The sequence below is a fragment of the Variovorax sp. MSC1_012 genome (assembly GCF_023667525.1).
GTDB lineage: Bacteria > Pseudomonadota > Gammaproteobacteria > Burkholderiales > Burkholderiaceae_C > Variovorax > Variovorax beijingensis_B.
Window position 1 is genome coordinate 1,448,463 of record NZ_CM174443.1, and the last position, 23,424, is coordinate 1,471,886.

The following is a 23,424-nucleotide window of genomic DNA, read 5'->3' on the forward strand; positions in this document are numbered from 1 at the left end:
CCGGGCCAATAAAAATGCCCGCTGATGCGGGCATTGCCGGTGAGCCTGGAAGCTTACACCTTCTTGGCTGCAGCCGTGTGCGCCTTGGCCACGTGATGGCGAGCCTTGTGCTTCTTGACGGCGTGCTTCGCCGGTTGCTTCGCCTTGTGAACGGCGGCAGGTGCGGCCGGCGCTGGTGCGGGTGGGGTTTGCGCAAATGCGCCGGCTGCGAAAAGACCGGCGACGAGGGCTGCGAGCAGCTTGTTCATGAGACATCCTTTGAGATTGTTGATATGGACCACCTTCCCTGAAGAAGGCCAATCTTCAACGGAGCCTGAGACCCCCGGTTGACAGCCGTCTCGCCCCCTGCGGACGAAAAAAAACGCTCCGAAGAGCGTTTTTTTAAACCAGGGCCGGCTTACTTGGCGCCCGGCATGTCGGGCGTGCCGCCTTGGGTGGCCTTGCGCTTCACGCTGCCGTCCTTGTTGCGACGACGATCGTCGCGGGTCTGGGCACGCTTTTCGCCGGCAACGCCAGCCTTGTCGGCGCCGAACGTGCCGCCTTCGGGCGTCTTGGCGATGTCGCCAGCGGGAGCGGCCACTTGGCCTGCGGGCTTGGCTTCCTTCTTGGCTTCGGCGCGGGCTTGCGGCTTGCTGTTGGTGGCGTTCCCTTGCTCGGGCGTGGTGCCGGTCGGGTTCTGGGCGTAGGCGCCAGCGGCGAACAGGCCAGCGATCATGACTGCGAGAATTTTGCTCATTGATGATTCCTCTATCGAGAATTGGTTGGAAACGCCTCCCGGCGAGCAGAAGGTCAGCCACTAACGAGACCATTGTCTCTTAGGTTGACAAACGCCAGCTGATGGGTTGCGTCTAAAATGTACAGCGATTTGTTCGCGGGCTGTACAGCGATTCCCCATCGCTGTCTGAATTCGCAGACAGTCGTCCGAATTACGTCACTCCCGGAGTCATTCCCCCTCATGTCCAGCTACCAGCACATCAAAGTCCCGGCCGAAGGCCAGAAGATCACGGTCAACGCCGACAACTCGCTCAATGTGCCTGATCAGCCGATCATTCCCTTCATCGAAGGCGACGGCACGGGTCTGGACATCACCCCGGTGATGCTCAAGGTGGTGGATGCTGCAGTGGCCAAGGCCTACGGCGGCAAGAAGAAGATCCACTGGATGGAAGTCTATGCCGGCGAAAAGTCGACCAAGGTCTACGGCCCCGACGTCTGGCTGCCCGAGGAAACGCTGCACGCCGTGCGCGACTACGTGGTGTCCATCAAGGGCCCGCTCACCACGCCCGTCGGCGGCGGCATCCGCTCGCTGAACGTGGCGCTGCGCCAGGAACTCGACCTGTACGTGTGCCTGCGCCCCATCCAGTACTTCGAGGGCGTGCCCAGCCCGGTGCGCGAGCCGCACAAGACCAACATGGTCATCTTCCGCGAGAACTCGGAAGACATCTACGCCGGCATCGAGTTCGAAGCCGAGAGCGACAAGGCCAAGAAGCTCATCAAGTTCCTGCAGGACGAACTGGGCGTCAAGAAGATCCGCTTCCCCAACACCTCCGGCATCGGCGTGAAGCCCGTGTCCAAGGAAGGCACCGAGCGCCTCGTGCGCAAGGCACTGCAGTACGCGGTGGACAACGACAAGCCCAGCGTCACCATCGTGCACAAGGGCAACATCATGAAGTTCACCGAAGGTGGCTTCCGTGACTGGGCCTACGCCCTGGCTGCCAAGGAGTTCGGCGCCGAGCTGATCGACGGCGGCCCGTGGATGAAGTTCAAGAACCCCAGGACGGGCAAGGAAATCACCGTCAAGGACAGCATTGCCGATGCATTCCTGCAGCAGATTCTCCTGCGCCCCGCCGAGTACAGCGTGATTGCCACGCTGAACCTCAACGGCGACTACGTGTCGGACGCGCTGGCCGCGCAAGTCGGCGGCATCGGCATTGCCCCGGGCGCGAACCTGAGCGACACCGTCGCCATGTTCGAAGCGACCCACGGCACGGCTCCCAAGTACGCCGGCAAGGACTACGTGAACCCCGGTTCCGAAATCCTCTCGGCCGAAATGATGCTGCGCCACATGGGCTGGACCGAGGCGGCCGACCTGATCATCAGCTCGATGGAAAAGTCGATTGCCAGCAAGAAGGTCACCTATGACTTCGCCCGCCTGATGGACGGCGCCACGCAAGTGAGTTGCTCGGGCTTCGGCCAGGTCATGATCGACCACATGTAATTGCGCGAGCAGCGGCGCTCCGGCGCCGCGCAGCCAAGGCCCTCGAGATCACCCGGTTTCGAGGGCTTTTCTTCATCCGGCACGGCAAGGCGGGCCAGGTTGAGAAATGGAACACCTTGCTCCAAATACCCATTTTTTTCCGGGCGGGTGCCGCGTAATATTTACGCTGCGGCGCAGGCGAAACGCAGATTTTTTTGCGTCACCTGTGGTGTCGTGCACGACGCAAGCCCCTTGATTTGTCGAATACGCGCCACCAAGTCTTCTTGCGCCGGCACGGTGCTTGCACGCTCTATAGAATCTTTTTTATGGCAACGAGAATTCCCAAGACTCCCAGCACTCCGCCGGCCCAGAAACCGGCCGGGGACGACGGAGATTCGGTCGTTCTGGAGCGGCGGCCGCAAAAAACCGCGCCGCCCCAGATGTACCAGGTCGTCATGCTGAACGACGACTACACGCCCATGGAGTTCGTGATCGTCGTGCTGCAGGAATATTTCAACAAGGATCGCGAAACCGCGACCCAGATCATGCTCAAGATCCACCTCGATGGCCGTGGCGTTTGTGGGGTCTATTCCCGCGATCTGGCGGCCACCAAGGTCAATCAGGTGATGGAGGCCGCGCACCAGGCCGGGCATCCGCTGCAGTGCGTCAGCGAGCCCATTGCGTGAACCAGTTGAATTGCGCGCGCTCAAACCCATCTGAGAATTTATTTACAGCAAGGCAAAAGGAAATCACATGATTGCCCAGGAACTGGAAGTCAGCTTGCACATGGCCTTCGTCGAGGCCAGGCAGCAGCGCCACGAGTTCATCACCGTGGAGCATCTGTTGCTCGCTTTGCTGGACAACCCGAGCGCCGCAGAGGTCCTGCGTGCCTGCTCGGCCAACGTCGACGACCTGCGGGCGTCGCTCACCAACTTCATCAAGGACAACACGCCCCAGGTGGCGGGTACCGACGATGTAGACACCCAGCCGACGCTGGGTTTCCAGCGCGTGATCCAGCGCGCCATCATGCATGTGCAGTCCACCGGCAACGGCAAGAAGGAAGTCACCGGCGCCAATGTGCTGGTCGCGATCTTCGGCGAGAAGGACTCGCACGCGGTGTACTACCTCCACCAGCAGGGCGTGACCCGCCTGGACGTGGTGAACTTCATTGCCCACGGCATCAAGAAGAGCGATCCGCCCGAGGCTGTCAAGGGCAGCAGCGAATCGCCTTCGGGCGAGGGCGAAGAGGGTGGCGCCGAAAAGAACGAGAAGGCCTCGCCGCTCGAGCAGTTCACGCAGAACCTCAACCAGCTTGCCAAGGACGGCAAGATCGATCCGCTGATCGGCCGCGAATACGAGGTCGAGCGCGTGATCCAGATCCTGTGCCGCCGGCGCAAGAACAACCCGCTGCTGGTGGGTGAGGCTGGCGTGGGCAAGACCGCCATCGCCGAGGGCCTGGCCTGGCGCATCACGCAATCCGACGTGCCTGAGATCCTCGCCGAGGCGCAGGTCTACTCGCTCGACATGGGCGCACTGCTGGCCGGCACCAAGTACCGCGGCGATTTCGAGCAGCGCCTGAAGGGCGTGCTCAAGTCGCTCAAGGACAAGCCGAACGCGATCCTGTTCATCGACGAGATCCACACCCTGATTGGTGCGGGCGCGGCCTCGGGCGGCACGCTCGACGCGTCGAACCTGCTGAAGCCGGCGCTCTCGAGCGGCCAGCTCAAGTGCATCGGCGCCACCACCTTCAGCGAATACCGCGGCATCTTCGAGAAGGACGCGGCCCTGTCGCGCCGTTTCCAGAAGGTCGATGTGGTCGAGCCGACGGTGCAGGAAACCGTCGACATCCTGAAGGGCCTGAAGTCGCGCTTCGAAGAGCACCATGGCGTCAAGTACGCGGTGGCGGCCCTGCAGGCTGCGGCCGAACTGAGCGCCAAGTACATCAACGACCGCCACCTGCCCGACAAGGCCATCGACGTGATCGACGAGGCCGGCGCTGCCCAGCGCATCCTGCCGGCGAGCAAGCGCAAGAAGACCATCAGCAAGACCGAGGTCGAGGACATCGTCGCGAAGATCGCGCGCATTCCCCCGGCCAACGTCAGCAACGACGACCGCGGCAAGCTGCAAACGATCGAGCGCGACCTCAAGAGCGTGGTGTTCGGCCAGGACAAGGCGCTCGAGGTGCTGGCTTCGGCCGTCAAGATGGCGCGCTCGGGCCTCGGCCGCGAGGACAAGCCGATCGGCTCGTTCCTGTTCAGCGGCCCCACCGGCGTCGGCAAGACCGAAGCGGCCAAGCAGCTGGCCTACATCATGGGCATCGAGCTGATCCGCTTCGACATGTCCGAATACATGGAGCGCCATGCGGTGAGCCGGCTGATCGGCGCACCTCCGGGCTACGTCGGGTTCGACCAGGGCGGCCTCTTGACCGAAGCCATCACGAAGAAGCCGCACGCGGTGCTGCTGCTCGACGAAATCGAGAAGGCACATCCGGACATCTTCAACGTGCTGCTGCAGGTCATGGACCACGGCACCCTGACGGACAACAACGGACGCAAGGCCGACTTCCGCAACGTGATCATCGTGATGACCACCAACGCGGGCGCCGAGACCATGAACAAGGCGACCATCGGCTTCACCAACCCGCGCCAGGCGGGCGACGAGATGGCCGACATCAAGCGCCTGTTCACGCCGGAGTTCCGCAACCGCCTGGATGCCACCGTGAGCTTCAAGGCGCTCGACGAGCAGATCATCCTGCGCGTGGTCGACAAGTTCCTGCTGCAGCTGGAAACGCAGCTGGCCGAGAAGAAGGTCGACGTCACGTTCAGCGACGGGCTGCGCAAGCACCTGGCGAAGAAGGGCTTCGATCCGCTGATGGGCGCCCGCCCGATGCAGCGCCTGATCCAGGACACGATCCGCCGTGCACTGGCCGACGAGCTGCTGTTCGGACGCCTGATCGATGGCGGCCGCCTGTCGGTCGACATCGACGACAAGGGCGAAGTGCAGCTGGACATCCAGCCGCTGCCGAAGAAGGAAGGCAAGTCCAAGCCCGAAGCCGAAGAAGCTGCTGCTGGATAAGGCGGACCGGCAAGGCCGGTTCCGCGCTGTTCCTGGCAGTACCCAAAAGGCCGGTAGCATTCGCTGCCGGCTTTTTTTTGGCCGGAATCTATCCGTACGCAGTTTTACTTTGATCCTCCCCGAGCTCAGTCAGGAATGGAAAACCGGCCTCTCACTGGCCTGGAGCGGCTATATCGCCGTGCTGTCGGTCTGGATCGTGATGCAGAAGCGCGCGCCGGTGTCCACGATGAGCTGGATCCTGTCGCTCGCGCTGCTGCCGTTCGCAGGCTTCGTCATCTATTACTTCCTCGGGCCGCAGCGCCTGCGCAAGCAGCGCGTCAAGCGCTTGCGCAGCCGCGCCAGCGCGCACACGCAAGCCGACCTGGCGCGCGTGCGCGATGCGGCGCAGAACGCGCCGCCGGCGCTGCAGCAGATGGCGCGGCTGGGCACCGCGGCCTGCGGACTGCCGGTTTCCAGCGCGACGGATGTAGCGTTGCTCTCGGGCGGCGCGCGCACCTTCGACGCCATCTTCGACGCGGTGCGCGCGGCGCGCGACCACATCCACCTCGAGTACTACATCTTCGAGCCCGACAAGATCGGCACCGCGCTGCGCGACCTGCTGGTGGAGCGGGCACGGGAGGGCGTGTCCGTGCGCCTGCTGCTCGACGCACTGGGTTCCAAGCGCATCGACCGCAAATTCATGGCGCCGCTGCATGCCGCGGGCGTGCAGGTTGCGCTCTTCCACGACACGCGCATCGGCCGCCGTCTGCGCCCGGTGACCAACTACCGCACCCACCGCAAGATCGTGGTGTGCGACGGCCGCGTGGGTTTTACCGGCGGCGTCAACATCACCGACGAGGAAGACAAGCGCACCCGGCCCGACGCCTACCACGACGTCCACCTGCGCATCGAGGGCAGCGCGGTGCGCTGGCTCCAGACCACCTTCCTGGAGGACTGGACTTATGCCACCGGCGAAGATCTCCGTGACATCGACCACCTGATGGGCGCCATGCTGCCGCAGGTCGAGGCCGGCGACATTCCCGTGCAGATCGTGACCAGTGGTCCCGACAACATGCTGGAACCCATCCACCGCATGCACGTGGAGGCGATTCATTCGGCGAGCGAGCGCGCCTGGCTCACCACGCCGTACTTCGTGCCCGGCGAGCCCGCCATGATGGCACTCACCAGCGCGGCGCTGCGCGGCGTGGACGTGCGCCTCCTGGTGCCGCGGCGCAGCGATTCGGCCATTGTGAGCGCGGCCGCGCGCTCCTACTTCGACGAGCTGATTGCGTCCGGCGTCAAGGTCTGGGAGTACAAGGCGCGCATGCTGCATTCCAAGACCTTGGTGGTCGACGACCATTGCGCGATGATCGGTACCGCGAATTTCGACAACCGCAGCTTCAGGCTCAATTTCGAAGTGAGCGCGGTGGTCTACGGCCCCGAGCTGGCACGCCCCCTGGCCGCGCAGTTCGAGACCGACCTGCACAGTTCCGGCGCGGTGCGCGCCCATCGGCCGCAGAGTTTCTGGCGCCGCCTCGGCGACGCGATTGCACGATTGTTCTCTCCCTTGCTCTGAATGAACCACACCTTTCTCTGGCACGACTACGAAACCTTCGGCGCCGTGCCGCGCCGCGACCGGCCTTCGCAGTTCGCCGCCATCCGCACCGACGCCGAGCTCAACGAGATCGGCGAGCCGCTGATGATCTATTGCAAGCCGGCGCCCGACTACCTGCCCAGCCCCGAGGCCTGCCTGATCACCGGCATCACGCCCCAGCTCTGCCTGGAGCGCGGCATCCCCGAGCACGCCTTTGCCGCGCAGATCGAGAAGGCCTTCTCGCAGCCCGGCACCATCGGCGTGGGCTACAACACCATCCGCTTCGACGACGAGGTCACACGCTTCCTGTTCTGGCGCAACCTCATCGACCCGTACGCCCGCGAATGGCAGAACGACTGCGGACGCTGGGACCTGCTGGACGTGGTGCGCCTGACCTACGCGCTGCGGCCCGAGGGCATCGAGTGGCCAAAGAAGGAAGACGGCAAGCCCAGCTTCAAGCTCGAGGACCTGGCGCGCGCCAACGGCCTGCTGCACGAGTCGGCGCACGATGCGCTGTCCGACGTGCGCGCCACCATCGCGCTGGCGCGGCTCATTCGCGAGCGCCAGCCCAAGCTGTTCGAATTCGCCTTCGGCCTGCACAAGAAGGACCGTGTCGCCACCGAACTCGGCCTGCCGGCCATGCGCGAGACGGCGCGGCCCTTCCTGCACGTATCGGGCATGTTCCCGGTCGAGCGCGGCTGCCTCGGCGTGATGTGGCCGCTCGCGAGCCATCCGACCAACAAGAACGAACTGATCGCCTGGGACCTGGCCCACGACCCGAGCGAGTTGCGCGACCTCGACGTCGAGACCTTGCGCCTGCGCCTTTTCACGCGCACCGCCGACCTGCCCGAAGGCGTGGTTCGCCTGCCGGTCAAGGGCATCCACCTCAACAAGTCGCCGATGGTGGTCGGCAACCTGCGCACGCTGGCGCCCGCGATGGCCGAGCGCTGGAACGTCGACCTCGATGCGGCGCTGCGCCACGCAGCCATTGCACGCGACCTGCCCGACATGAGCGCCATCTGGTCGCAGGTGTATGCGCGGCCCAAGGAGGCAGTGCCCGATGTCGACGAAGACCTCTACGGCGGCTTCGTCGGCAACGCCGACCGGCGCCGCCTGAACCAGCTGCGCGCGCTGTCGCCCGAGGAACTCGCCAAGGACCGCACCGGGTTCGACGATGGGCGGCTCGAGGAAATCCTCTTTCGCTACCGCGCGCGCAACTGGCCCGAGATGCTCAGCGCCGAGGAAGCCGAACGCTGGGAGGCACTGCGCGCCGCGCGGCTCTTCAAGGGCGAGGGCGGCGCGCGCACCATCGAGATGCTGTTCAGCGAAGTCGATGCGCTGTCCGAAACCGCGGACGAGCGGGGCGAAGAAATCCTGGGCGCGCTCTACGAGTACGCCGAGGCCATCGCGCCCGAAGCCTGAGACGCTAGGATTTACGGCTCATCCAGCTGGTGGACTGCGCGCGCCCCGGCAGATGCAGCGTGGCCGTCGCGGCCGGCGTTTCCGCCAGCAGGCGCCCCTTGCGGAACACCTTGAGCCGCGTCGCGCGCAGCCGGATCGCCTCGACCGGATCGCGCGCCTGCAGCAGCACGAAGCTCGCGTCGCAGCCCGCTTCGAGACCGTAGCCCTCGAGGTGCATCACGCGCGCGGCATTCTTGGTGACCGCGTCGAAGCACTGGCGGATGCCGGCCTGGCTGGTCATCTGCGCCACATGCAGGCCCATGTGTGCCACTTCGAGCATGTCGCCCGAGCCCATGCCGTACCACGGGTCCATCACGCAGTCGTGGCCGAAGGCGACGTTCACGCCGGCGGCCATCAGCTCGGGCACGCGCGTCATGCCGCGGCGCTTGGGATAGCTGTCGTGGCGGCCCTGCAGCGTGATGTTGATGAGCGGGTTGGAAACCACGCTGACGCCGCTCTGCGCGATCAGCGGCAGCAGCTTGCTCGCGTAGTAGTTGTCCATCGAATGCATCGAGGTGCAATGCGAGCCCGTCACGCGGCCCTGCATGCCGAGGCGCCAGGTCTCGGCCGACAGGGTTTCGATGTGGCGCGAGAGCGGGTCGTCCGACTCGTCGCAGTGCATGTCGACCAGCTTGCCGCGCTCGGCCGCCAGTTCCATCAGCAGCTTCACGCTGGCGGCGCCATCTGCCATGGTGCGCTCGAAATGCGGAATGCCGCCGACCACGTCCACGCCCTTGTCGAGCGCGCGCTTCAGGTTGTCGACCCCGCCTGCCGAGCGCAGCACGCCATCCTGCGGAAAGGCCACGAGCTGCAGGTGAAGATAGGGGGCGACCTTGCGCTTGACCTCGAGCAGCGCATCGACCGCGAGCAGGCTCGGGTCGCTCGTGTCCACATGCGAGCGCACGGCCAGCAGGCCCTTGGCCACCGCCCAGTCGCAATACGCCAGCGCACGCTCGATGAGTGCTTCGGCCGTGAGCAGCGGCTTGAGTTCGCCCCACAGCGCAATGCCTTCGAGCAAGGTGCCGCTCTGGTTGATGCGCGGCAGGCCGTAGCTCAGCGTGGCATCCATGTGGAAATGCGGATCGACGAAATGCGGCGCGAGCAGCAGGCCTTGGGCATCGAGCTTGTCGAGTGCCGGTGCGTCGAGCCCGGCTGTGACTTCGGCGATGCGACCGCCCTGCACGGCGACCGACATGTCCGAGCGGCCGTCGGGAAGGGTGGCGTTGGTGATCAGGAGGTCGAGCATCGTGAAGGGCTCCGAGGTGCGGATGCAGGGGATTTTCGGTTCAACGCTCCCCCTTGCGATAGGGCTTCATCAGCGCCTGCGGATAGCTGGCCTTGCGCGCTACCAGCACCAGCGCCAGGATCGACAGCAGGTACGGCAGCATCAGGTAGATCTGGTAGGGCAGCACCGCATTGCCCGATTGTTGCAGCCGCAGCTGCAGCGCATCGAAGAATGCGAACAGCAGCGCGCCGAGCAGGGCCTTGCCGGGCCGCCATGAGGCAAACACCACCAGCGCCACGCAGATCCAGCCGCGGCCGTTCACCATGTTGAAGAAGAAGGCATTGAAGGCCGAGAGCGTGAGGAAGGAGCCGGCCACGCCCATCAGCGCCGAGCCCGCCACGATGGCGCCGGTGCGCGTGGCCGCGACCGACACGCCCTGACTCTCGGCCGCCTGCGGATTCTCGCCCACCATGCGCACCGCGAGCCCGAGCGGCGTGCGGTACAAAACCCAGGCAATCGCCGGCACCAGCAGCAGAGCGAAAAGGGTGAGCGCGGTCTGCGCATTCAGGATGGGCACCGGCAGCCACTCCATCGGCGCGAAGGGCGTGACGGTTGGCGGCGTGTTCACCTTCGGAAAGCTCACGCGGTAGCCGAAGTAGCTGAGCGCGGTCGCCAGCAGCGTGATGCCCAGCCCCGAGACATGCTGCGACAGCGCCAGGCCCACGGTGAGAAAGGCATGCAGCAGTCCGAACGCCATGCCGGTGAGCGCGGCCACGCCGACACCGGCCCAGAGCGGCGCGCCGGCATACACCGCGAGCCAGCCGGTGAAGGCGCCCGCGACCATGATTCCCTCGATGCCGAGGTTGAGCACGCCCGCGCGCTCGCACAGCAGCACGCCCAGCGTGCCGAGGATCAGCGGCGTGGCGATGCGCAGCACCGCGACCCAGAACGCCGGATTGGCGAGGATGTCGAGCAGGTCGGTCATGAGGTATTTCTCCCTCCCCTCCCGGGGGAGGGCCGGGGTGGGGGCGAGCGGCGCTCGGCGTGGAAGCCGTTGCCCCCGTCCCGGCCTTCCCCCGGGAGGGGAAGGAGCAAGACAGAAGAGGGCGGTGGCGTCATTTGAGTCTCACCCGGTATTGCGTGAGCAGCGTCGCCACCAGTACCGCGACCAGCGAGGCCGCGACGATCACGTCGGCGATGTAGGTCGGCACGCCCACGGCGCGGCTCATGGTGTCGGCGCCGACCAGCACACCTGCCACGAATATGCCCGCGGCAATCACGCCCAGCGGATGCAGGCCCGCAAGCATCGCGATCACGATGCCCGTGTAGCCGTAGCCCGGCGACATGTCGAGCGTGACGTAGCTGGTGCGCCCGGCCACCTCAATGGCACCCGCAAGGCCCGCCAGCGCACCCGAGAGCAGCGCCACCATCACCACGGTGCGCGTCACCGGCACGCCGGCAAAGGCGGCAGCGCGCGCATTGGCGCCCACCGCGCGGATGTCGAAGCCCAGCACCGTGTACTTGAAGATCGCCCACACCATCACCGCCAGCGACACGGCCCAGACGAGCCCGGTGTGCACGCGCGTCTGGGCGACGAGCTTGCCGAGTTCGAGTTCGGCCTGCAGCGACACGCTCTGCGGCCAGCCCATGGCGGCCGGGTCTTTCATCGGCCCGTCGAGCAGCGCCGACACGCCGAGCAGCACGATGAAGTTGATCAGCAGCGTGGTCACCACCTCGTCGACGCCGAGCTTGTCCTTCATGAGCGCCGGGCCGAGCAGCAGCAGGGCGCCCGCCGCGGCGGCGGCCAGCATCATCAGCGGGAACAGCAGCCAGGGCGGCAGCTCGACGCCGGTGCCGCCATGCATGCCGCCCACGGCCACGGCGGCAAGGGCGCCCGCGAACAGCTGCCCCTCGGCGCCGATGTTGAAGAGCCGCGCCTTGAAGGCGACGGTCGCGGCCAGCCCGGTGAGGATCAGCGGAATCGCGCGCGTCAGCGTCTCGCTCCATGCGAACACCGAGCCGAAGCCGCCCTGCAGCAGCAATGCATAGGTGCGGCCGACCGGCGCGCCGGCCCAGAGCACGAGCAGCGCGCTCACCGCCATGGTGAAGGCCACCGCGCCGATGGGTGCCAGCACCAGCGCGGCGCGCGAGCTTTCGTGGCGCCGTTCGAGCCGCATCATGGCGTGGCCCCTGCGCGTTGCTGCTGCGGCACCGCCGCGCCGGCCATCGCCAGCCCGATGGCCTCGCGCGTCCATGCCGCGGCCGGGCGCGCTTCGCCGAGGTGGCCGCCGTGCATCACGGCCACGCGGTCGCCGAGCGCGAGCACCTCGTCGAGGTCGTCGGAAATCACCAGCACCGCCGCACCGGCATCGCGCGCGGCAATGAGCTGCTGCTGCACGTAGGCGACGGCGCCGATGTCCAGGCCCCAGGTCGGCTGGTGCGCGACGATCAAGCGCGGCGCACGCGTCGGGTATTTCCTGTTGTCCGCGTCTTCTTCCTCCTGCGCGGGCGCGAGCAGTGCGCGTCCGAGGATCAGCTTCTGCATGTTGCCGCCCGAAAGCGAACGGGCCGGCGCCATCAGGCCCGCGCCGCGCACGTCGAACGCCTTTTCGATGCGCCGTGCATGCAGCCGCGCGGCCGCACGCCGCACGAACCACGACCAGCGCGAGAAGACGGGGCTGCGCAGCCGCTCAGACACCGCGTTCTCCCACACCGGCAGGTCGCCGACCACGCCAACCGTGTGCCGGTCTTCGGGGATGCGCGCGACCCCGCGCTGCACCAGCCGGGCGGGCGAGGGCGGCAGCGCGCGGCCCATCAGCAGGGCCGTGCCCGAGGCGGCGCGTCGCGTGCCGCACAGCAGCTCGGCCAGCGCCGCCTGGCCGTTGCCCGAGACGCCCGCGATGGCGGTGATCTCGCCGGCGCGCAGCGTGAGCGACACCTCGTGAAGCCGGTCCTGCCCCCGGTCCTTGTCCGACGCAGTGCTCACGTGGTCCAGCACGCAGACCGCGTCGCCCACCGACCTGGCGGGCCGGCGCTGCGGCGCCTCCACCGCATGCCCGACCATCCACAGCGCGAGCTGCGCCTGCGTGGTCTCGGCGGTGCGCGCCTCGGCCGCCAGCTTGCCGCCGCGCAGCACCGCGATGCGCTGCGACACGCGCAGCACCTCGCCCAGCTTGTGGCTGATGAAGATCACCGACAGGCCCTGCGCGACCATCTGCGCGAGCGTGGCGAACAGGGCTTCGCTTTCCTGCGGCGTGAGCACGGCGGTCGGCTCGTCGAGGATCAGGATGCGCGCGCCGCGGTACAGCGCCTTCAGGATCTCGACGCGCTGCCGCTCGCCGACCGAGAGGCTGCCGATCTTCGCGTCGGGCTGCACCGGCAGGCCGAAGCGCCGTGCCACCTCGATCAGCTTTGCGCGTGCGGCCGCCCGGCGCGAGACCGGGCGCCAGAACGGCTCCGTGCCCATCACCACGTTGTCGAGCACGCTGAGGTTGTCGGCCAGCGTGAAGTGCTGGTGCACCATGCCCACGCCCGCGGCCAGCGCCGCCTTGGGATTGCCCGGCGGCAGCGGCGCGCCGAAGGCTTCGATGCTGCCTTCGTCCGCGACGTAGTGGCCGAACAGGATGGACATGAGCGTCGACTTGCCAGCGCCGTTCTCGCCCAGCAGCGCGAGCACTTCGCCCGCATGCAGGTCGAGGGAGATGGCGTCGTTGGCGACGAGGGTGCCGAAGCGCTTGGTGATGCCCCGCAGGCGCAGGACGGTTGTGCTGTTCATGAAGGTCTTGCTCCTTCCCCTTCCGGGGGAAGGCCGGGATGGGGGCGGGCAGCGCCCGCAACGCCATGGTGATCGATCGAAGGCCGCGTACCCCCATCCCAACCCTCCCCCGGAAGGGGAGGGGGAAAAGGCAGGATCACTTCCACGCAGCCAGGAACGCCAGCATCACCTTGGCCGAGTTGTCGGCCGCGATGCCCATGAAGGTGCCCATCTCGTTCTCGCCTTCGCCGCCGCCCGCCAGGTCGCTGAGGGAGCGGAAGGCGATGTAGGGCACGCCGTTGCTGTAGGCCACCATGCCCACGGCCGCTGTTTCCATGTCGAGCACGTTGGCCTGGAAGGTCTTGTAGGTGTATTCGCGGTACGCCTTGTTGTCCATGAAGGCCTGGCCCGAGACGCCGTTGCCGCCGATGACGAGCTGGGGCTTGCGCGCCAGGCACTTGCCGGCGCTGCAGTTCGCGAGGTCGACATTGCGGATGCTGCGCGCCACCTCGAGCATCTTCGGGTCCGCCTCGAACCAGAACTTGCGCACGATCTGCGGATGCGCCGCGGAGCGCACTTCCACCGGGCGCGGATGCATCATCCCGAAGTTGGGCAGCGTAGCGTCGGTGATGAAGGGCGGCGCGGTGAACTTGCCGGGCGCGGCTTCGCGCGCCATCAGCACCTCGAGGTACTGGCCCCATTGCGCGGGCACCGTGACGTCGCCCACGTGCAGCTGCGGATTCACGCCGCCCGCGATGCCGCTGAACACGATATGGGTGACGCGGAAGCGGTCGAGCACCAGCTGCGTGTTCATCGTCGCGTTGGTCATGCTGATGCCGGAGAGGAACAGCACCACCGGCTTGCCTTCGAGCGTGCCGGTGGTGAACTCGACGCCGTTGACGCTGTGCTTCGCCGGCCGCTGGAGCCGGTTCAGCAGCAGCGTGAGCTCGGGCTGGAAGGCCGAGATCACCGCGATGCGCGGCGTGTCGTCCAGCCGCACGCTGCCGTCGGCGGCGGGGCTCTTGTAGACACCGGCGCAGCCGGCCAAGCCGAAGGCCAGCACGCCGGCCGCGAGAAGAGAACGCCAGCGCATCGTCATCGGCCCCTTCACTTCGCGGTCGACTTGGGTTGCGAGTCGTCGACCTTGATGGTGACCTTGCCCGCGAGGATGTCGGCCTGCTTGGCCTTGACCTTGGCGACGATGTCCGCCGGCACCTTCTTCTCGAAGGTGCCCAGCGGCGCGAGTTCGGAGCCCTTGTGCTTCATCATCGAGTAGGGGCCGTAGTCCTCGGCGGTGAACTTGCCTTCCTTCACGAGCTTGATCGCGCGGTCGGCCGAGGGCTCGAAGTTCCACAGCGCGGATGCCACCACGGTGTCGGGATACTGCGCCTGCGTGTCGATCACGTTGCCGATGGCGAGCTTGCCCTTTTCCTTGGCCGCGTCCGAGACGCCGAAGCGCTCGGCGTACATCACGTCGGCGCCCTTGTCGATCATCGCGAAGGCCGCTTCCTTGGCCTTCGGCGGATCGAACCAGCTGTTGATGAAGCTCACGCTGAATTCGACCTTGGGATTGGTTTCCTTCGCACCTGCCATGAACGCATTCATGAGCCGGTTCACTTCCGGAATCGGAAACCCACCGACCATGCCGATGCGGTTGGTCTTGGTCATGCCGCCGGCCACCATGCCGCTCAGGTAGGCCGGCTCCTGGATGTAGTTGTCGAACACGCTGAAGTTGGGCGCCTGCGGCTTGAGCGAAGAGCCCATGAGGAAGGCGACCTTGGGAAAGTCCTTCGCGACCTTGCGCGCCGCCGCTTCCACGCCGAACACCTCGCCGAGGATCAGCTGGTTGCCGCCGGTGGCGTACTCGCGCATCACGCGCTCGTAGTCGGCGTTGCTGACGTTCTCGGTGGCCTTGTATTCGATCTCGCCGCGCGCTTCGGCCGCCTTGAGCGCCTTGTGGATGCGGCCGACCCATTGCTGTTCGAAGGGCACGGTGTACACCGCCGCCACCTTGAGCTTGGCCTGCGCGAGCGCAAGGCCCGGCGCGCCGGCCGCAAGCGCTGCTGCGGCAATGGCGGCGGAACGAATGATCAACTGACGGCGTGCTGTCACGGTGCTTCTCCTCGAGGTATGAAAATTCTTGATCGCGCTTCCCGGGCCTCTTCCAGAAACACCGCGGAACCGGCTTTGCCGGGCCGCTGGTGTTGCCCCCTCGAGGGGGGAGTCGAGCTACACGAAGTGAGCGAGGGACGGGGGTGGGTTCATTTCGTGCCGAAAATCCTGTCCCCGGCGTCGCCGAGGCCCGGCAGGATGTACCCATGGCTGTTCAGCTCCCGGTCGATCGCAGCGGTATAGACCGGCACGTCGGGGTGGGCCTTCTGCATGGTCGCCAGGCCTTCGGGGCAGGTGAGCAGGCAGACGAACTTAATCGACTTGGGGTTGAGTTCCTTGAGCCGCTCGACCGCGGCCACCGCCGAGTTGCCGGTGGCCAGCATCGGGTCGACCACGATCACGTCGCGGTTCTCCATTTCGCCGGGCATCTTGAAGTAGTACTCGACGGCCGTGAGCGTCTTGGGGTCGCGGTACAGGCCGATGTGGCCGACGCGAGCGCCCGGCACCACCGTGAGCATGCCGTCCAGGATGCCGGTGCCCGCGCGCAGGATCGACACCAGCACCAGCTTCTTGCCGTCGATGACCTTGGCTTGCATGGTTTCGAGCGGGGTCTCGACCTCGATGTCCTGCATCGGCATGTCGCGCGTGACCTCGTAGGCCATGAGCATGCTGATTTCGTTCAGGAGCCGGCGGAAGCTGTTGGTGGAGGCGTCTTTGCGGCGCATCAGCGTGAGCTTGTGCTGGACGAGGGGGTGGTCGACGAGGTGGACGTTGCTCATTTGGTTTTTCTGCCGTTGCTGAATGGACCCGCGAGTCTAAAAGACGGTGCCGTCGCTTTCGATCAGCAGCGGTGGCGATCCGTCTCGCAAGCGCTGTGCCAGCACGCGGCCCGCGGCCCAGGTGCCGCCCTCGAGCACGCAGGCCAGGGGCAGTTCTTCCTCGGTGCGGTCGAGGATCTTGCGCACGCGCGGCGCCAGTTCGTCGAGCAGTGCCACGGTGAGGGCGCGCCACTCGACGATGAACTCGTCGCCGGCTTTCCAGGTGCGCGAAAGAAAGGCCGGGTCTTTCGGCACGATCACGCCGCTGTCGATCAGCAGGCCGCCGTTGCGGTATTCGGGCAGCGCGGTGAGCGCATCGAGATGGCGCACCTTCACGCCGGCCCGCTCGAAGGGTTCGAGCAGCGAATAGGTCAGCCATTGCGACAGCTTGTGGAACGGCATCCAGCCGTTGGTGAGGCCGGGGCCGCGCACCGCGCTGTGCCGCCAGCAATCGCCGAGCGCGAGCGCCGGGTCGCTCGAGCCGATGCCGCCCGTGGCGTCGCTGCCGCCGAGCGCGATGCTGTCGATGGTGTTGGCGGAGGGCCAGATGCCCGAGAGCGTTTCGAGCAGCAGCGAGAGGATCTGGTGTGCGGTGATCTCGGCCGTGGGCGGCGCGGCCGCGCCGAACGGAGCGACCAGCGCATCGAACATGCCGGCGGGCCGGCCCTCGTCACCGAAGGTCTCGGGCTGCTCGCTCATCGCCTCGCCGAGCCGGCGCAGCAGCACCGCGCGGCCGGCCAGGCCCACCAACGGATTGACGTCGCTGACCTGGAAGGCATCGCCGAGCCGGTCGGTCACCAGGCCGCGCAGGCCGGCGGCATCGGCTTGCAGCGGATGGTCGGGCTTGGACGAGAACAGCCCGCTCGTGAAGGCATGGAAGCTCGCGATGGCCAGGCCCTCGGAGCGCGTGTAGCGCTCGCCGGTGGCGGGCTCGGTGTAGTGCCAGTTGGGGCCCGCACCGGCATCGAGCAGCACGCTTACGAGCACAAGGTCGATGTGCGCGCTGGCGCGCTGCCGGGCATCGACGCCCTTGCCGAGCAGTTCGTCGAGCTGCTTCAGCCGGTCGACGCCGCCGGCCTCGAAGTGGCGCCAGCGGCTGTGATAGGGGATGGTGTCCCAGGGATAGCGCTCGCGCGTGACTTCGGCCACGGTGCGCGCCGCGTCTTCGAGCACGTCGCTGCCGGCGATGCGGAACCACTGCGACTCGCCCCGGCGCGCGCGCGCCAGCAGCGCGGCCGCGCGCTCGCGGATGGCGGCGGTAGTGCGCAGCACCGTGGCGGCGCCTGCGGGGTGGCTGGTGTCGGGAGCGAACTCGATCACCGGATCGATGTCGCCCGCGCTGCCCGGCGGCAGGCTGCCCGAGCCGTCGGCGGGCAGGTAGTCGCTGCTGCTGTTTGCCTTGTTGTCGCTCATTCGCTCAATCCCCGGCCCTTGGCCTTCTTGAGTTCCTCGGCGTCCGGCACCGGGCCGGGCGTGAAATAGCCGGCGGCCATCTTGGCGTCCATTTCGACGCGGGCATCGGCCGGAATCAGTTCGTCGGGAATGTTCACGCGCTCGCCGATCTCGATGCCCGAACCGGTGATGGCGTCGAACTTCATGTTGCTCATCGACACGAGCCGATGGATCTTCCTGATGCCGAGCCAGTGGAAGACGTCGGGCATCAGTTCCTGGAAGCGCATGTCCTGCACGCCGGCCACGCATTCGGTGCGTGCGAAATACTGGTCGGCCGTGTCGCCGCCGACCTGGCGCTTGCGCGCGTTGTAGACCAGGAACTTGGTCACCTCGCCGAGCGCGCGGCCCTCCTTGCGCGAGTAAGCGATGAGGCCCACGCCGCCGCGCTGCGCGCCCTGGATGCATTCCTCGATGGCGTGCGTGAGGTAGGGGCGGCAGGTGCAGATGTCGGAGCCGAACACGTCGGAGCCGTTGCACTCGTCGTGGATGCGCGCGGTGAGTTCGACGGCGGGGTTGGCCAGGTCGCGCGGGTTGCCGAAGATGTAGAGCGTCTGCCCGCCGATGGGCGGCAGGAACACCTCGAGGTCGGAGCGCGTGACGAGTTCAGGATACATGCCGCCGGTCTCTTCGAACAGCGTGCGGCGCAGGTCGGTCTCTGAGCAGCCGAAGCGCCGCGCCACTTCGGGCAGGTACCACACGGGCTCGATGGCGGCCTTGGTCACCATGGCTGCGCCACCGGGGGTGAGGAAGTGGCCGTCGGCCTTGAGGCGGCCGCTCTGCAGCGCCTCGATCACCTCGGGCAGGATCACGTGGGCCTTGGTGATCGCGATGGTCGGGCGGATGTCGTAGCCCGCCGCCAGTTCGGTGGAGAACACATCGGCCACCAGCGCGCCCCAGGGGTCGAGCGAGACGATGCGCCCGGGCTCGCTCCACTGCGGGTACGGGCCGATCACGTCGGTGGGCGCGGTGTTGGTCAGGTCGGCCTTGTGCTCGCGCTTGAGGGCGCCGGCCGCCACGGCCAGCGCGCGATAGACGCTGTACGAGCCGCTGTGCGTGCCGATGACGTTGCGATGCGCCCGCTTCGTGGTGGTGCCGACCACGGGTCCGCGTTCGGTGGCGGTGGCCGCGCCCCAGCGGATGGGCAGCGCGCCGAAGCCGCCGGCATGGGAGGTCAGCCGGATGTGGCCGGTCGACGAGGAAGGGTGGAGCGGGGGAAGGGGTGAGACGGGGATCGCTGAAGTCGCAGGGACGGCGGGGATCGCGGAAATCTCGGGAATTTCAGAAGGGGTCGCGGTGCTATCTGCGGACATTGGAGGCCCTCAAAAAATGCAATGTACCGATCACTCGCGCGGCTGGCAAGCAGGGCGCGAAGGTCGTCAATGCCTCTGAGGGCCACGGCCATGGTTCCGCGGCCGGTGCGCCGCTCAGGCCGGCGAGGAGCGCAGTCCGTAGGCCTTGCCGCCGACGAACAGGTATTCGGCGCGCAGCACCGGATCGCCTTTTTCGCCGGTGAAGGTGAAGCCCAGCGCGGCCACCGGGGTGCCGGGCTTGATCTCCTCGACCCCCCAGGCCTGCAGCCGCGTGAGCGGCGCCAGCTCGATGAGCCACTTGCGGTCGCGCCGCGTCGGCAGCTGCGCCTTGGCCAGCAGCGCGGGGCCGTCGACGTTCGCGCTTTGCCTGGGCAGCGGGCGCTGCTTCAGGTCGGCCGGCAGGGTGGGGTTCTCGGGCAGCTCGAGTTCCACCTCGCCATGCGGATTGCGCCACATGACCTTGGTCGCGCGCCCCTCCAGGTAGAGCGGGCGGTCCTGGTCGAAGCTGCTCCATCCATGGTGCGCCCAGGAGGGCAGGGCCAGGCCCAGCGAGCCGGCAACGAACAAGCGTCTCTCAATCATCTCGGTCTCCTTGCTCAGACGTAGGCAATCCAACGCCCGCAGATGATGACAGCGAGCCAAAACCCCAGCGACAGCAGGCATTGCACCCTGGACATCGCGCCTGTGGCGGCCAAGCCGCCTCGAAGATGGAACCAGATGGCATTGGCGCCCGCCAGGCCGATCAGGAACAGCTTGATGCGAAAGGCGGAATTGGCCAGCAGTTCGCCGGGCTGCGTCGAAAACATCGTGAGTCCGGTGGCGGCGCACAGCCCGAAGCCGACAAGCGCCGGCAGCAGCGTCAGGTGCGCCAATTGCCTTTGCGGCAGTTCCCGGCCAAGGCCGAGCACGCGCAGTTCGAACACCAGCAGCCCGCCGAACAGCAGCGCGATGCCGACGATGTGCACCGTCTCCAGCGCCGGATAGGCCCAGGGGTGCGAAACCAGCCCGGCCAGCATCGGCGTCAGCTCCGGGCGGCGGACTGTTCAGGGGCACGAAGGCAGGGGCTGGCAGGTTGCATGGGGCGCTCCTTCCATGGGTTCGGGCGAGCTTAGCCGAGGACGCATCCGGCGTCTGCGCCGGGCACGGCACAATCCGGCGGGATCTTTTTTCCGAAAGGGCTGTAACCAGCCGGTCCGATGGCACGAAACACAATGGACAGCAGTTCGCGAACGAGCGACGCCGAAGCCGCGCTGCGCAGCCTGTTCCTGCGCGGCCTCGACGGCGACGCAGCCGCCTATCGCGAATTTCTGCAAAAACTCAGCGCGCATCTGCGCGCCTTTCTGGGCAAGCGCCTGTTCGGCTGGCCCGATGAAGTGGAAGACCTTGTCCAGGAATGCCTGCTCGCCATGCACAACCAGCGCCACACCTACCAGAGCGACCAGCCGCTGACGGCCTGGGTGCATGCGATTGCGCGTTACAAGATGATCGACCTGCTGCGCGCCAAGTCCGCGCGCGAGGCGCTGCATGACCCGCTGGACGATGATCTGGCGGTGTTCGCCGAATCGGCCATCGACGCCAGCGATGCCCGGCGCGACCTGGGCGGCCTGCTGCAGACCCTGCCGGACCGCCAGCGCCTGCCGATCGTGCATGTGAAGCTCGAAGGCCTCTCGGTGGCGGAGACGGCAAGCCTGACCGGCATGTCCGAATCGGCCGTGAAGGTGGGCATCCACCGCGGACTCAAGGCGCTCGCCGCCAGGCTCAGGAGCAAGGCGCCATGAAAACCGACGATCTCGTGGCCATGCTGGCGACCGGCGCCACGGCCGCGCCACGCCGCGCCTCAGGGCGCCGCCTGGCGCTGGCGCTGATCGCCGGTCTGCCGCTGTCGTTCGCGATCCTGTTCACTGAATACGGATTGCGCCGCGACCTGGTGCAGGCCATGTTCTGGCCGATGTTCTGGGTCAAGGTGCTGTTTCCGCTGTGTATTGCGGCGGCCGCCTTCGTGGCGGTGCAGCGCCTCGCACGGCCGGGCGTGCCGGTGCGGCGTGCCTGGATCGGTATTGCGGTGCCGGTGCTTGCCGTGTGGGTGATGGCGGCGCTGGCCTGGTTCAACGCGCCGGCCGAAGAGCGCATGCCATTGCTCATGGGCGAGTCGTGGCGTGTTTGCGCCCTGAGCATCGGGCTCATGGCGCTGCCGGTCTTCGCGGCGGCGCTGTTCGCGCTAAAGGGGCTGGCGCCCACGCGGCCGGTGCTGGCCGGTGCGGCTGCCGGCGCGCTGGCCGGGGGGGTGGGTGCGGCGGTCTACGCGCTGCACTGCATGGAATTGACGGCACCTTTCCTCGCGGTCTGGTACGTGAGCGGCATCGCGCTCCCGGTGCTGGTGGGCGCCGTGCTCGGGCCGCGCCTGCTGCGCTGGTAGCCAGCGGGCGCCACCCACGGCTGGTTCAGCGCTTCTTGGCGCCGAAGATGCCGCCCAGCACGCCGCGCAGGATTTCCTTGCCGACCGAGGTGCCCATGGTCCGCACCGCCGACTTGGCCATGGTTTGCACCAGCCCGTCGCGCTTGCCGCCGCGCGGGCCGGTGCTGCCGAAGAGCAGGTCGTTCAGCATGCCGCTGCCTTCGGACGCTTCGGCCGCGCCCTTGCCGCCGCCCGCCGTTCTGGCTGGCGGCGCATCGGGTGCGGTTTCGGCCCGGCCCTTGAGTTTTTCGTAGGCCGATTCGCGGTCCACGGTCTTCTCGTACACGCCGGCAACGAGCGAATTGGCAATGACCGCCTGGCGCTGCGCGGCCGTGACGGGGCCGATCTGGCTGCCGGGCGGCACCACGAACACGCGCTCGGTCACGCTCGGGCGTCCCTTGGCGTCGAGAAAACTCACCAGCGCCTCGCCCACCGCAAGCTCGGTGATGGCGGTTTCGATGTCCAGGCCCGGCTTCTGGCGCATGGTGGTGGCCGTGGCCTTGACGGCCTTCTGGTCGCGCGGGGTGAAGGCGCGCAGAGCATGCTGGACGCGGTTGCCCAGCTGGGCGAGCACCGAATCCGGAATGTCCAGCGGGTTCTGCGTCACGAAATACACACCCACGCCCTTGGAGCGCACCAGCCGCACCACGAGTTCGATGCGCTCCACCAGCGCCTTGGGCGCCTCATTGAAGAGCAGGTGGGCCTCGTCGAAGAAGAAGGCGAGCTTGGGCTGCTCGGGGTCGCCGATCTCGGGCAGCTGTTCGAACAGTTCGGACAGCATCCAGAGCAGGAAGGTGGCGTAGAGCCGCGGCGAGTTCATGAGCTTGTCGGCCGCCAGGATGTTGACTACGCCCTTGCCGCCCACCGTCTGCATGAAGTCGGCGATGTTGAGCATCGGCTCGCCGAAGAACTTGTCGCCGCCCTGGGTCTCGATCTGCAGCAGGCCGCGCTGGATGGCACCCACGCTGGCGGCGCTGATGTTGCCGTACTCGGTGGTGAACTGGCTCCCGTTCTCGCCCACGTACTGCAGCATGGCGCGCAGGTCCTTCAGGTCGAGCAGCAACAGGCCGTTGTCGTCGGCGATCTTGAACACCAGGTTCAGCACGCCGGCTTGCGTTTCGTTCACGTCGAGCATGCGGCCCAGCAGCAGGGGGCCCATGTCGGAGACGGTGGCGCGCACCGGATGGCCCTGTTCGCCGAACACGTCCCACAGGGTGACGGGGCAGGCGGCCGGTTCGGGCAGCTCGATGCCGCGTTCCTTGAGCGTGGCCGCCATTTTTTCGCCGATGCTGCCTTTCTGGCTCATGCCGGTCAGGTCGCCCTTGACGTCGGCCATGAACACGGGAACGCCGATGCCCGAGAGCTTTTCGGCAATGGTCTGCAGCGTGACCGTCTTGCCGGTGCCGGTGGCACCGGTGATCAGGCCGTGGCGATTGGCCAGGCTGGGCAGCAGGGCGCACTCGATGGTGTCGTGGCGCGCGATCAGAAGGGGGTCGGCCATGAAGGGCTCCGGGTCGTATCGAAGCGGGCAGTTTAGGGCCTGTTGGCACTGTGCAAGGGGGTGGCGAGCTTCCCTTGGCGAAGCAACGCGATCCCCTTGCACAGTGTCAACAGGCCCTATAGCTGCCCTCCTATAATCCACGGCCCCCGAGGTAGTTACGGAAAAAGTTTCAGGAGGTTTTTTTGTCATCGACTGCTCAGCCCCCCATTCCCGCCGCCGGCGATTCATCTGAACAGTCGCCGATTGAAAAAGAGTTGGCCGTCCTGCTGGTGAACGCGCTCAATCTCGAAGTCGCGCCCGAGGACATCGTGCCCACCGATCCGCTGTACGGCGAAGGCCTGGGCCTCGATTCCATCGACATCCTCGAAGTCGCGCTCGAGGTGTCCCGGCGCTACGGCTTCCAGCTGCGCTCGGACGACGAACGCAACCAGCAGATCTTCCAGTCGCTGCGCACGCTCGCGACCCACGTCGCCCAGCATCGCAGCGCTTCCTGA

At 66.9% G+C, this 23,424-nt stretch carries 22 protein-coding genes; 8 read left to right on the forward strand and 14 right to left on the reverse strand.

Going from position 1 to position 23,424, the window contains the following annotated elements:
• Positions 1–53 precede the first annotated feature (53 nt).
• Both L1081_RS06795 and L1081_RS06800 read right to left on the reverse strand, forming a co-directional pair.
• Complete coding sequence (locus L1081_RS06795; RefSeq protein ID WP_489415754.1) at positions 54–248, reverse strand: hypothetical protein; 195 nt, start codon at positions 246–248, stop codon at positions 54–56.
• 149 nt (positions 249–397) lie between these two features.
• On the reverse strand, positions 398–736 hold the full coding sequence (locus L1081_RS06800) for a cell envelope biogenesis protein TolA (RefSeq protein ID WP_489415755.1): 339 nt from the start codon (positions 734–736) through the stop codon (positions 398–400).
• A gap of 219 nt (positions 737–955) precedes the next feature.
• On the opposite strand from L1081_RS06800, the gene icd reads away from it, so the two are divergent.
• The 5 genes from icd (at position 956) to sbcB (ending at position 8,264) form a co-directional block, all read left to right on the forward strand.
• Positions 956–2,215 carry an NADP-dependent isocitrate dehydrogenase gene (gene icd, locus L1081_RS06805; RefSeq protein ID WP_018904993.1) on the forward strand — a complete coding sequence of 420 codons (1,260 nt, stop codon included), beginning with the start codon at positions 956–958 and terminating at the stop codon, positions 2,213–2,215.
• Positions 2,216–2,520: 305 nt separating this feature from the next.
• Positions 2,521–2,880, forward strand: a complete 360-nt coding sequence (clpS, locus tag L1081_RS06810; protein ID WP_012747757.1) for an ATP-dependent Clp protease adapter ClpS — start codon at positions 2,521–2,523, stop codon at positions 2,878–2,880.
• A gap of 67 nt (positions 2,881–2,947) precedes the next feature.
• Positions 2,948–5,269 (forward strand): ATP-dependent Clp protease ATP-binding subunit ClpA, encoded by a 2,322-nt coding sequence (gene clpA / locus L1081_RS06815; RefSeq protein WP_124959522.1) that lies wholly within the window; start codon positions 2,948–2,950, stop codon positions 5,267–5,269.
• Between the two features lie 109 nt (positions 5,270–5,378).
• Positions 5,379–6,824 carry a cardiolipin synthase gene (cls, locus tag L1081_RS06820; protein WP_489415756.1) on the forward strand — a complete coding sequence of 482 codons (1,446 nt, stop codon included), beginning with the start codon at positions 5,379–5,381 and terminating at the stop codon, positions 6,822–6,824.
• Positions 6,825–8,264: an exodeoxyribonuclease I gene (gene sbcB / locus L1081_RS06825; protein ID WP_489415757.1), complete on the forward strand. Its 1,440-nt coding sequence runs from the start codon at positions 6,825–6,827 to the stop codon at positions 8,262–8,264.
• Between the two features lie 4 nt (positions 8,265–8,268).
• Here the strand turns inward: sbcB and L1081_RS06830 are convergent, their stop codons facing one another.
• From L1081_RS06830 to L1081_RS06880, 11 genes are all read right to left on the reverse strand, one after another.
• Entirely contained in the window at positions 8,269–9,549 is a 1,281-nt protein-coding gene (locus L1081_RS06830) for a cytosine deaminase (RefSeq protein WP_489415758.1), read from the reverse strand.
• A 40-nt stretch (positions 9,550–9,589) separates the two neighbouring features.
• The gene (locus tag L1081_RS06835; RefSeq protein WP_489415759.1) at positions 9,590–10,513 is read right to left on the reverse strand and encodes an ABC transporter permease subunit; all 924 of its coding nucleotides are present in this window, start codon (positions 10,511–10,513) and stop codon (positions 9,590–9,592) included.
• Between the two features lie 130 nt (positions 10,514–10,643).
• Positions 10,644–11,705 carry an ABC transporter permease subunit gene (locus tag L1081_RS06840; protein ID WP_489416745.1) on the reverse strand — a complete coding sequence of 354 codons (1,062 nt, stop codon included), beginning with the start codon at positions 11,703–11,705 and terminating at the stop codon, positions 10,644–10,646.
• Positions 11,705–13,303 carry an ATP-binding cassette domain-containing protein gene (locus L1081_RS06845; protein ID WP_489415760.1) on the reverse strand — a complete coding sequence of 533 codons (1,599 nt, stop codon included), beginning with the start codon at positions 13,301–13,303 and terminating at the stop codon, positions 11,705–11,707. The genes L1081_RS06840 and L1081_RS06845 overlap by 1 nt, the downstream gene beginning before the upstream one ends.
• Before the next feature lie 136 nt (positions 13,304–13,439).
• A complete protein-coding gene (locus L1081_RS06850; RefSeq protein ID WP_489415761.1) occupies positions 13,440–14,381 on the reverse strand; it encodes a phosphorylase family protein in 942 nt (313 codons plus the stop codon).
• 8 nt (positions 14,382–14,389) lie between these two features.
• Positions 14,390–15,394 (reverse strand): BMP family protein, encoded by a 1,005-nt coding sequence (locus L1081_RS06855; protein ID WP_192323748.1) that lies wholly within the window; start codon positions 15,392–15,394, stop codon positions 14,390–14,392.
• A gap of 149 nt (positions 15,395–15,543) precedes the next feature.
• Positions 15,544–16,173 carry a uracil phosphoribosyltransferase gene (gene upp, locus L1081_RS06860; RefSeq protein WP_012747768.1) on the reverse strand — a complete coding sequence of 210 codons (630 nt, stop codon included), beginning with the start codon at positions 16,171–16,173 and terminating at the stop codon, positions 15,544–15,546.
• Between the two features lie 36 nt (positions 16,174–16,209).
• The gene (locus L1081_RS06865) at positions 16,210–17,625 is read right to left on the reverse strand and encodes a DUF1688 family protein (RefSeq protein ID WP_489415762.1); all 1,416 of its coding nucleotides are present in this window, start codon (positions 17,623–17,625) and stop codon (positions 16,210–16,212) included.
• Complete coding sequence (locus L1081_RS06870; RefSeq protein ID WP_489415763.1) at positions 17,622–18,974, reverse strand: GTP cyclohydrolase II; 1,353 nt, start codon at positions 18,972–18,974, stop codon at positions 17,622–17,624. Before L1081_RS06870 ends, L1081_RS06865 begins: the two co-directional genes overlap by 4 nt.
• Positions 18,975–19,088: 114 nt before the next feature.
• Positions 19,089–19,556 (reverse strand): DUF6152 family protein, encoded by a 468-nt coding sequence (locus L1081_RS06875; RefSeq protein ID WP_489415764.1) that lies wholly within the window; start codon positions 19,554–19,556, stop codon positions 19,089–19,091.
• Positions 19,557–19,570: 14 nt separating this feature from the next.
• Positions 19,571–19,990: a hypothetical protein gene (locus L1081_RS06880; protein WP_489415765.1), complete on the reverse strand. Its 420-nt coding sequence runs from the start codon at positions 19,988–19,990 to the stop codon at positions 19,571–19,573.
• Between the two features lie 180 nt (positions 19,991–20,170).
• Between L1081_RS06880 and L1081_RS06885 the strand changes: the two genes are divergently transcribed.
• A complete protein-coding gene (locus L1081_RS06885; protein ID WP_489415766.1) occupies positions 20,171–20,752 on the forward strand; it encodes a sigma-70 family RNA polymerase sigma factor in 582 nt (193 codons plus the stop codon).
• Positions 20,749–21,390 (forward strand): NrsF family protein, encoded by a 642-nt coding sequence (locus L1081_RS06890; protein WP_489415767.1) that lies wholly within the window; start codon positions 20,749–20,751, stop codon positions 21,388–21,390. The genes L1081_RS06885 and L1081_RS06890 overlap by 4 nt, the downstream gene beginning before the upstream one ends.
• Positions 21,391–21,415: 25 nt before the next feature.
• Here the strand turns inward: L1081_RS06890 and L1081_RS06895 are convergent, their stop codons facing one another.
• Entirely contained in the window at positions 21,416–22,930 is a 1,515-nt protein-coding gene (locus tag L1081_RS06895; RefSeq protein ID WP_489415768.1) for a helicase HerA-like domain-containing protein, read from the reverse strand.
• A gap of 182 nt (positions 22,931–23,112) precedes the next feature.
• Between L1081_RS06895 and apeE the strand changes: the two genes are divergently transcribed.
• The gene (gene apeE / locus L1081_RS06900) at positions 23,113–23,424 is read left to right on the forward strand and encodes an ApeE family acyl carrier protein (protein WP_124959537.1); all 312 of its coding nucleotides are present in this window, start codon (positions 23,113–23,115) and stop codon (positions 23,422–23,424) included.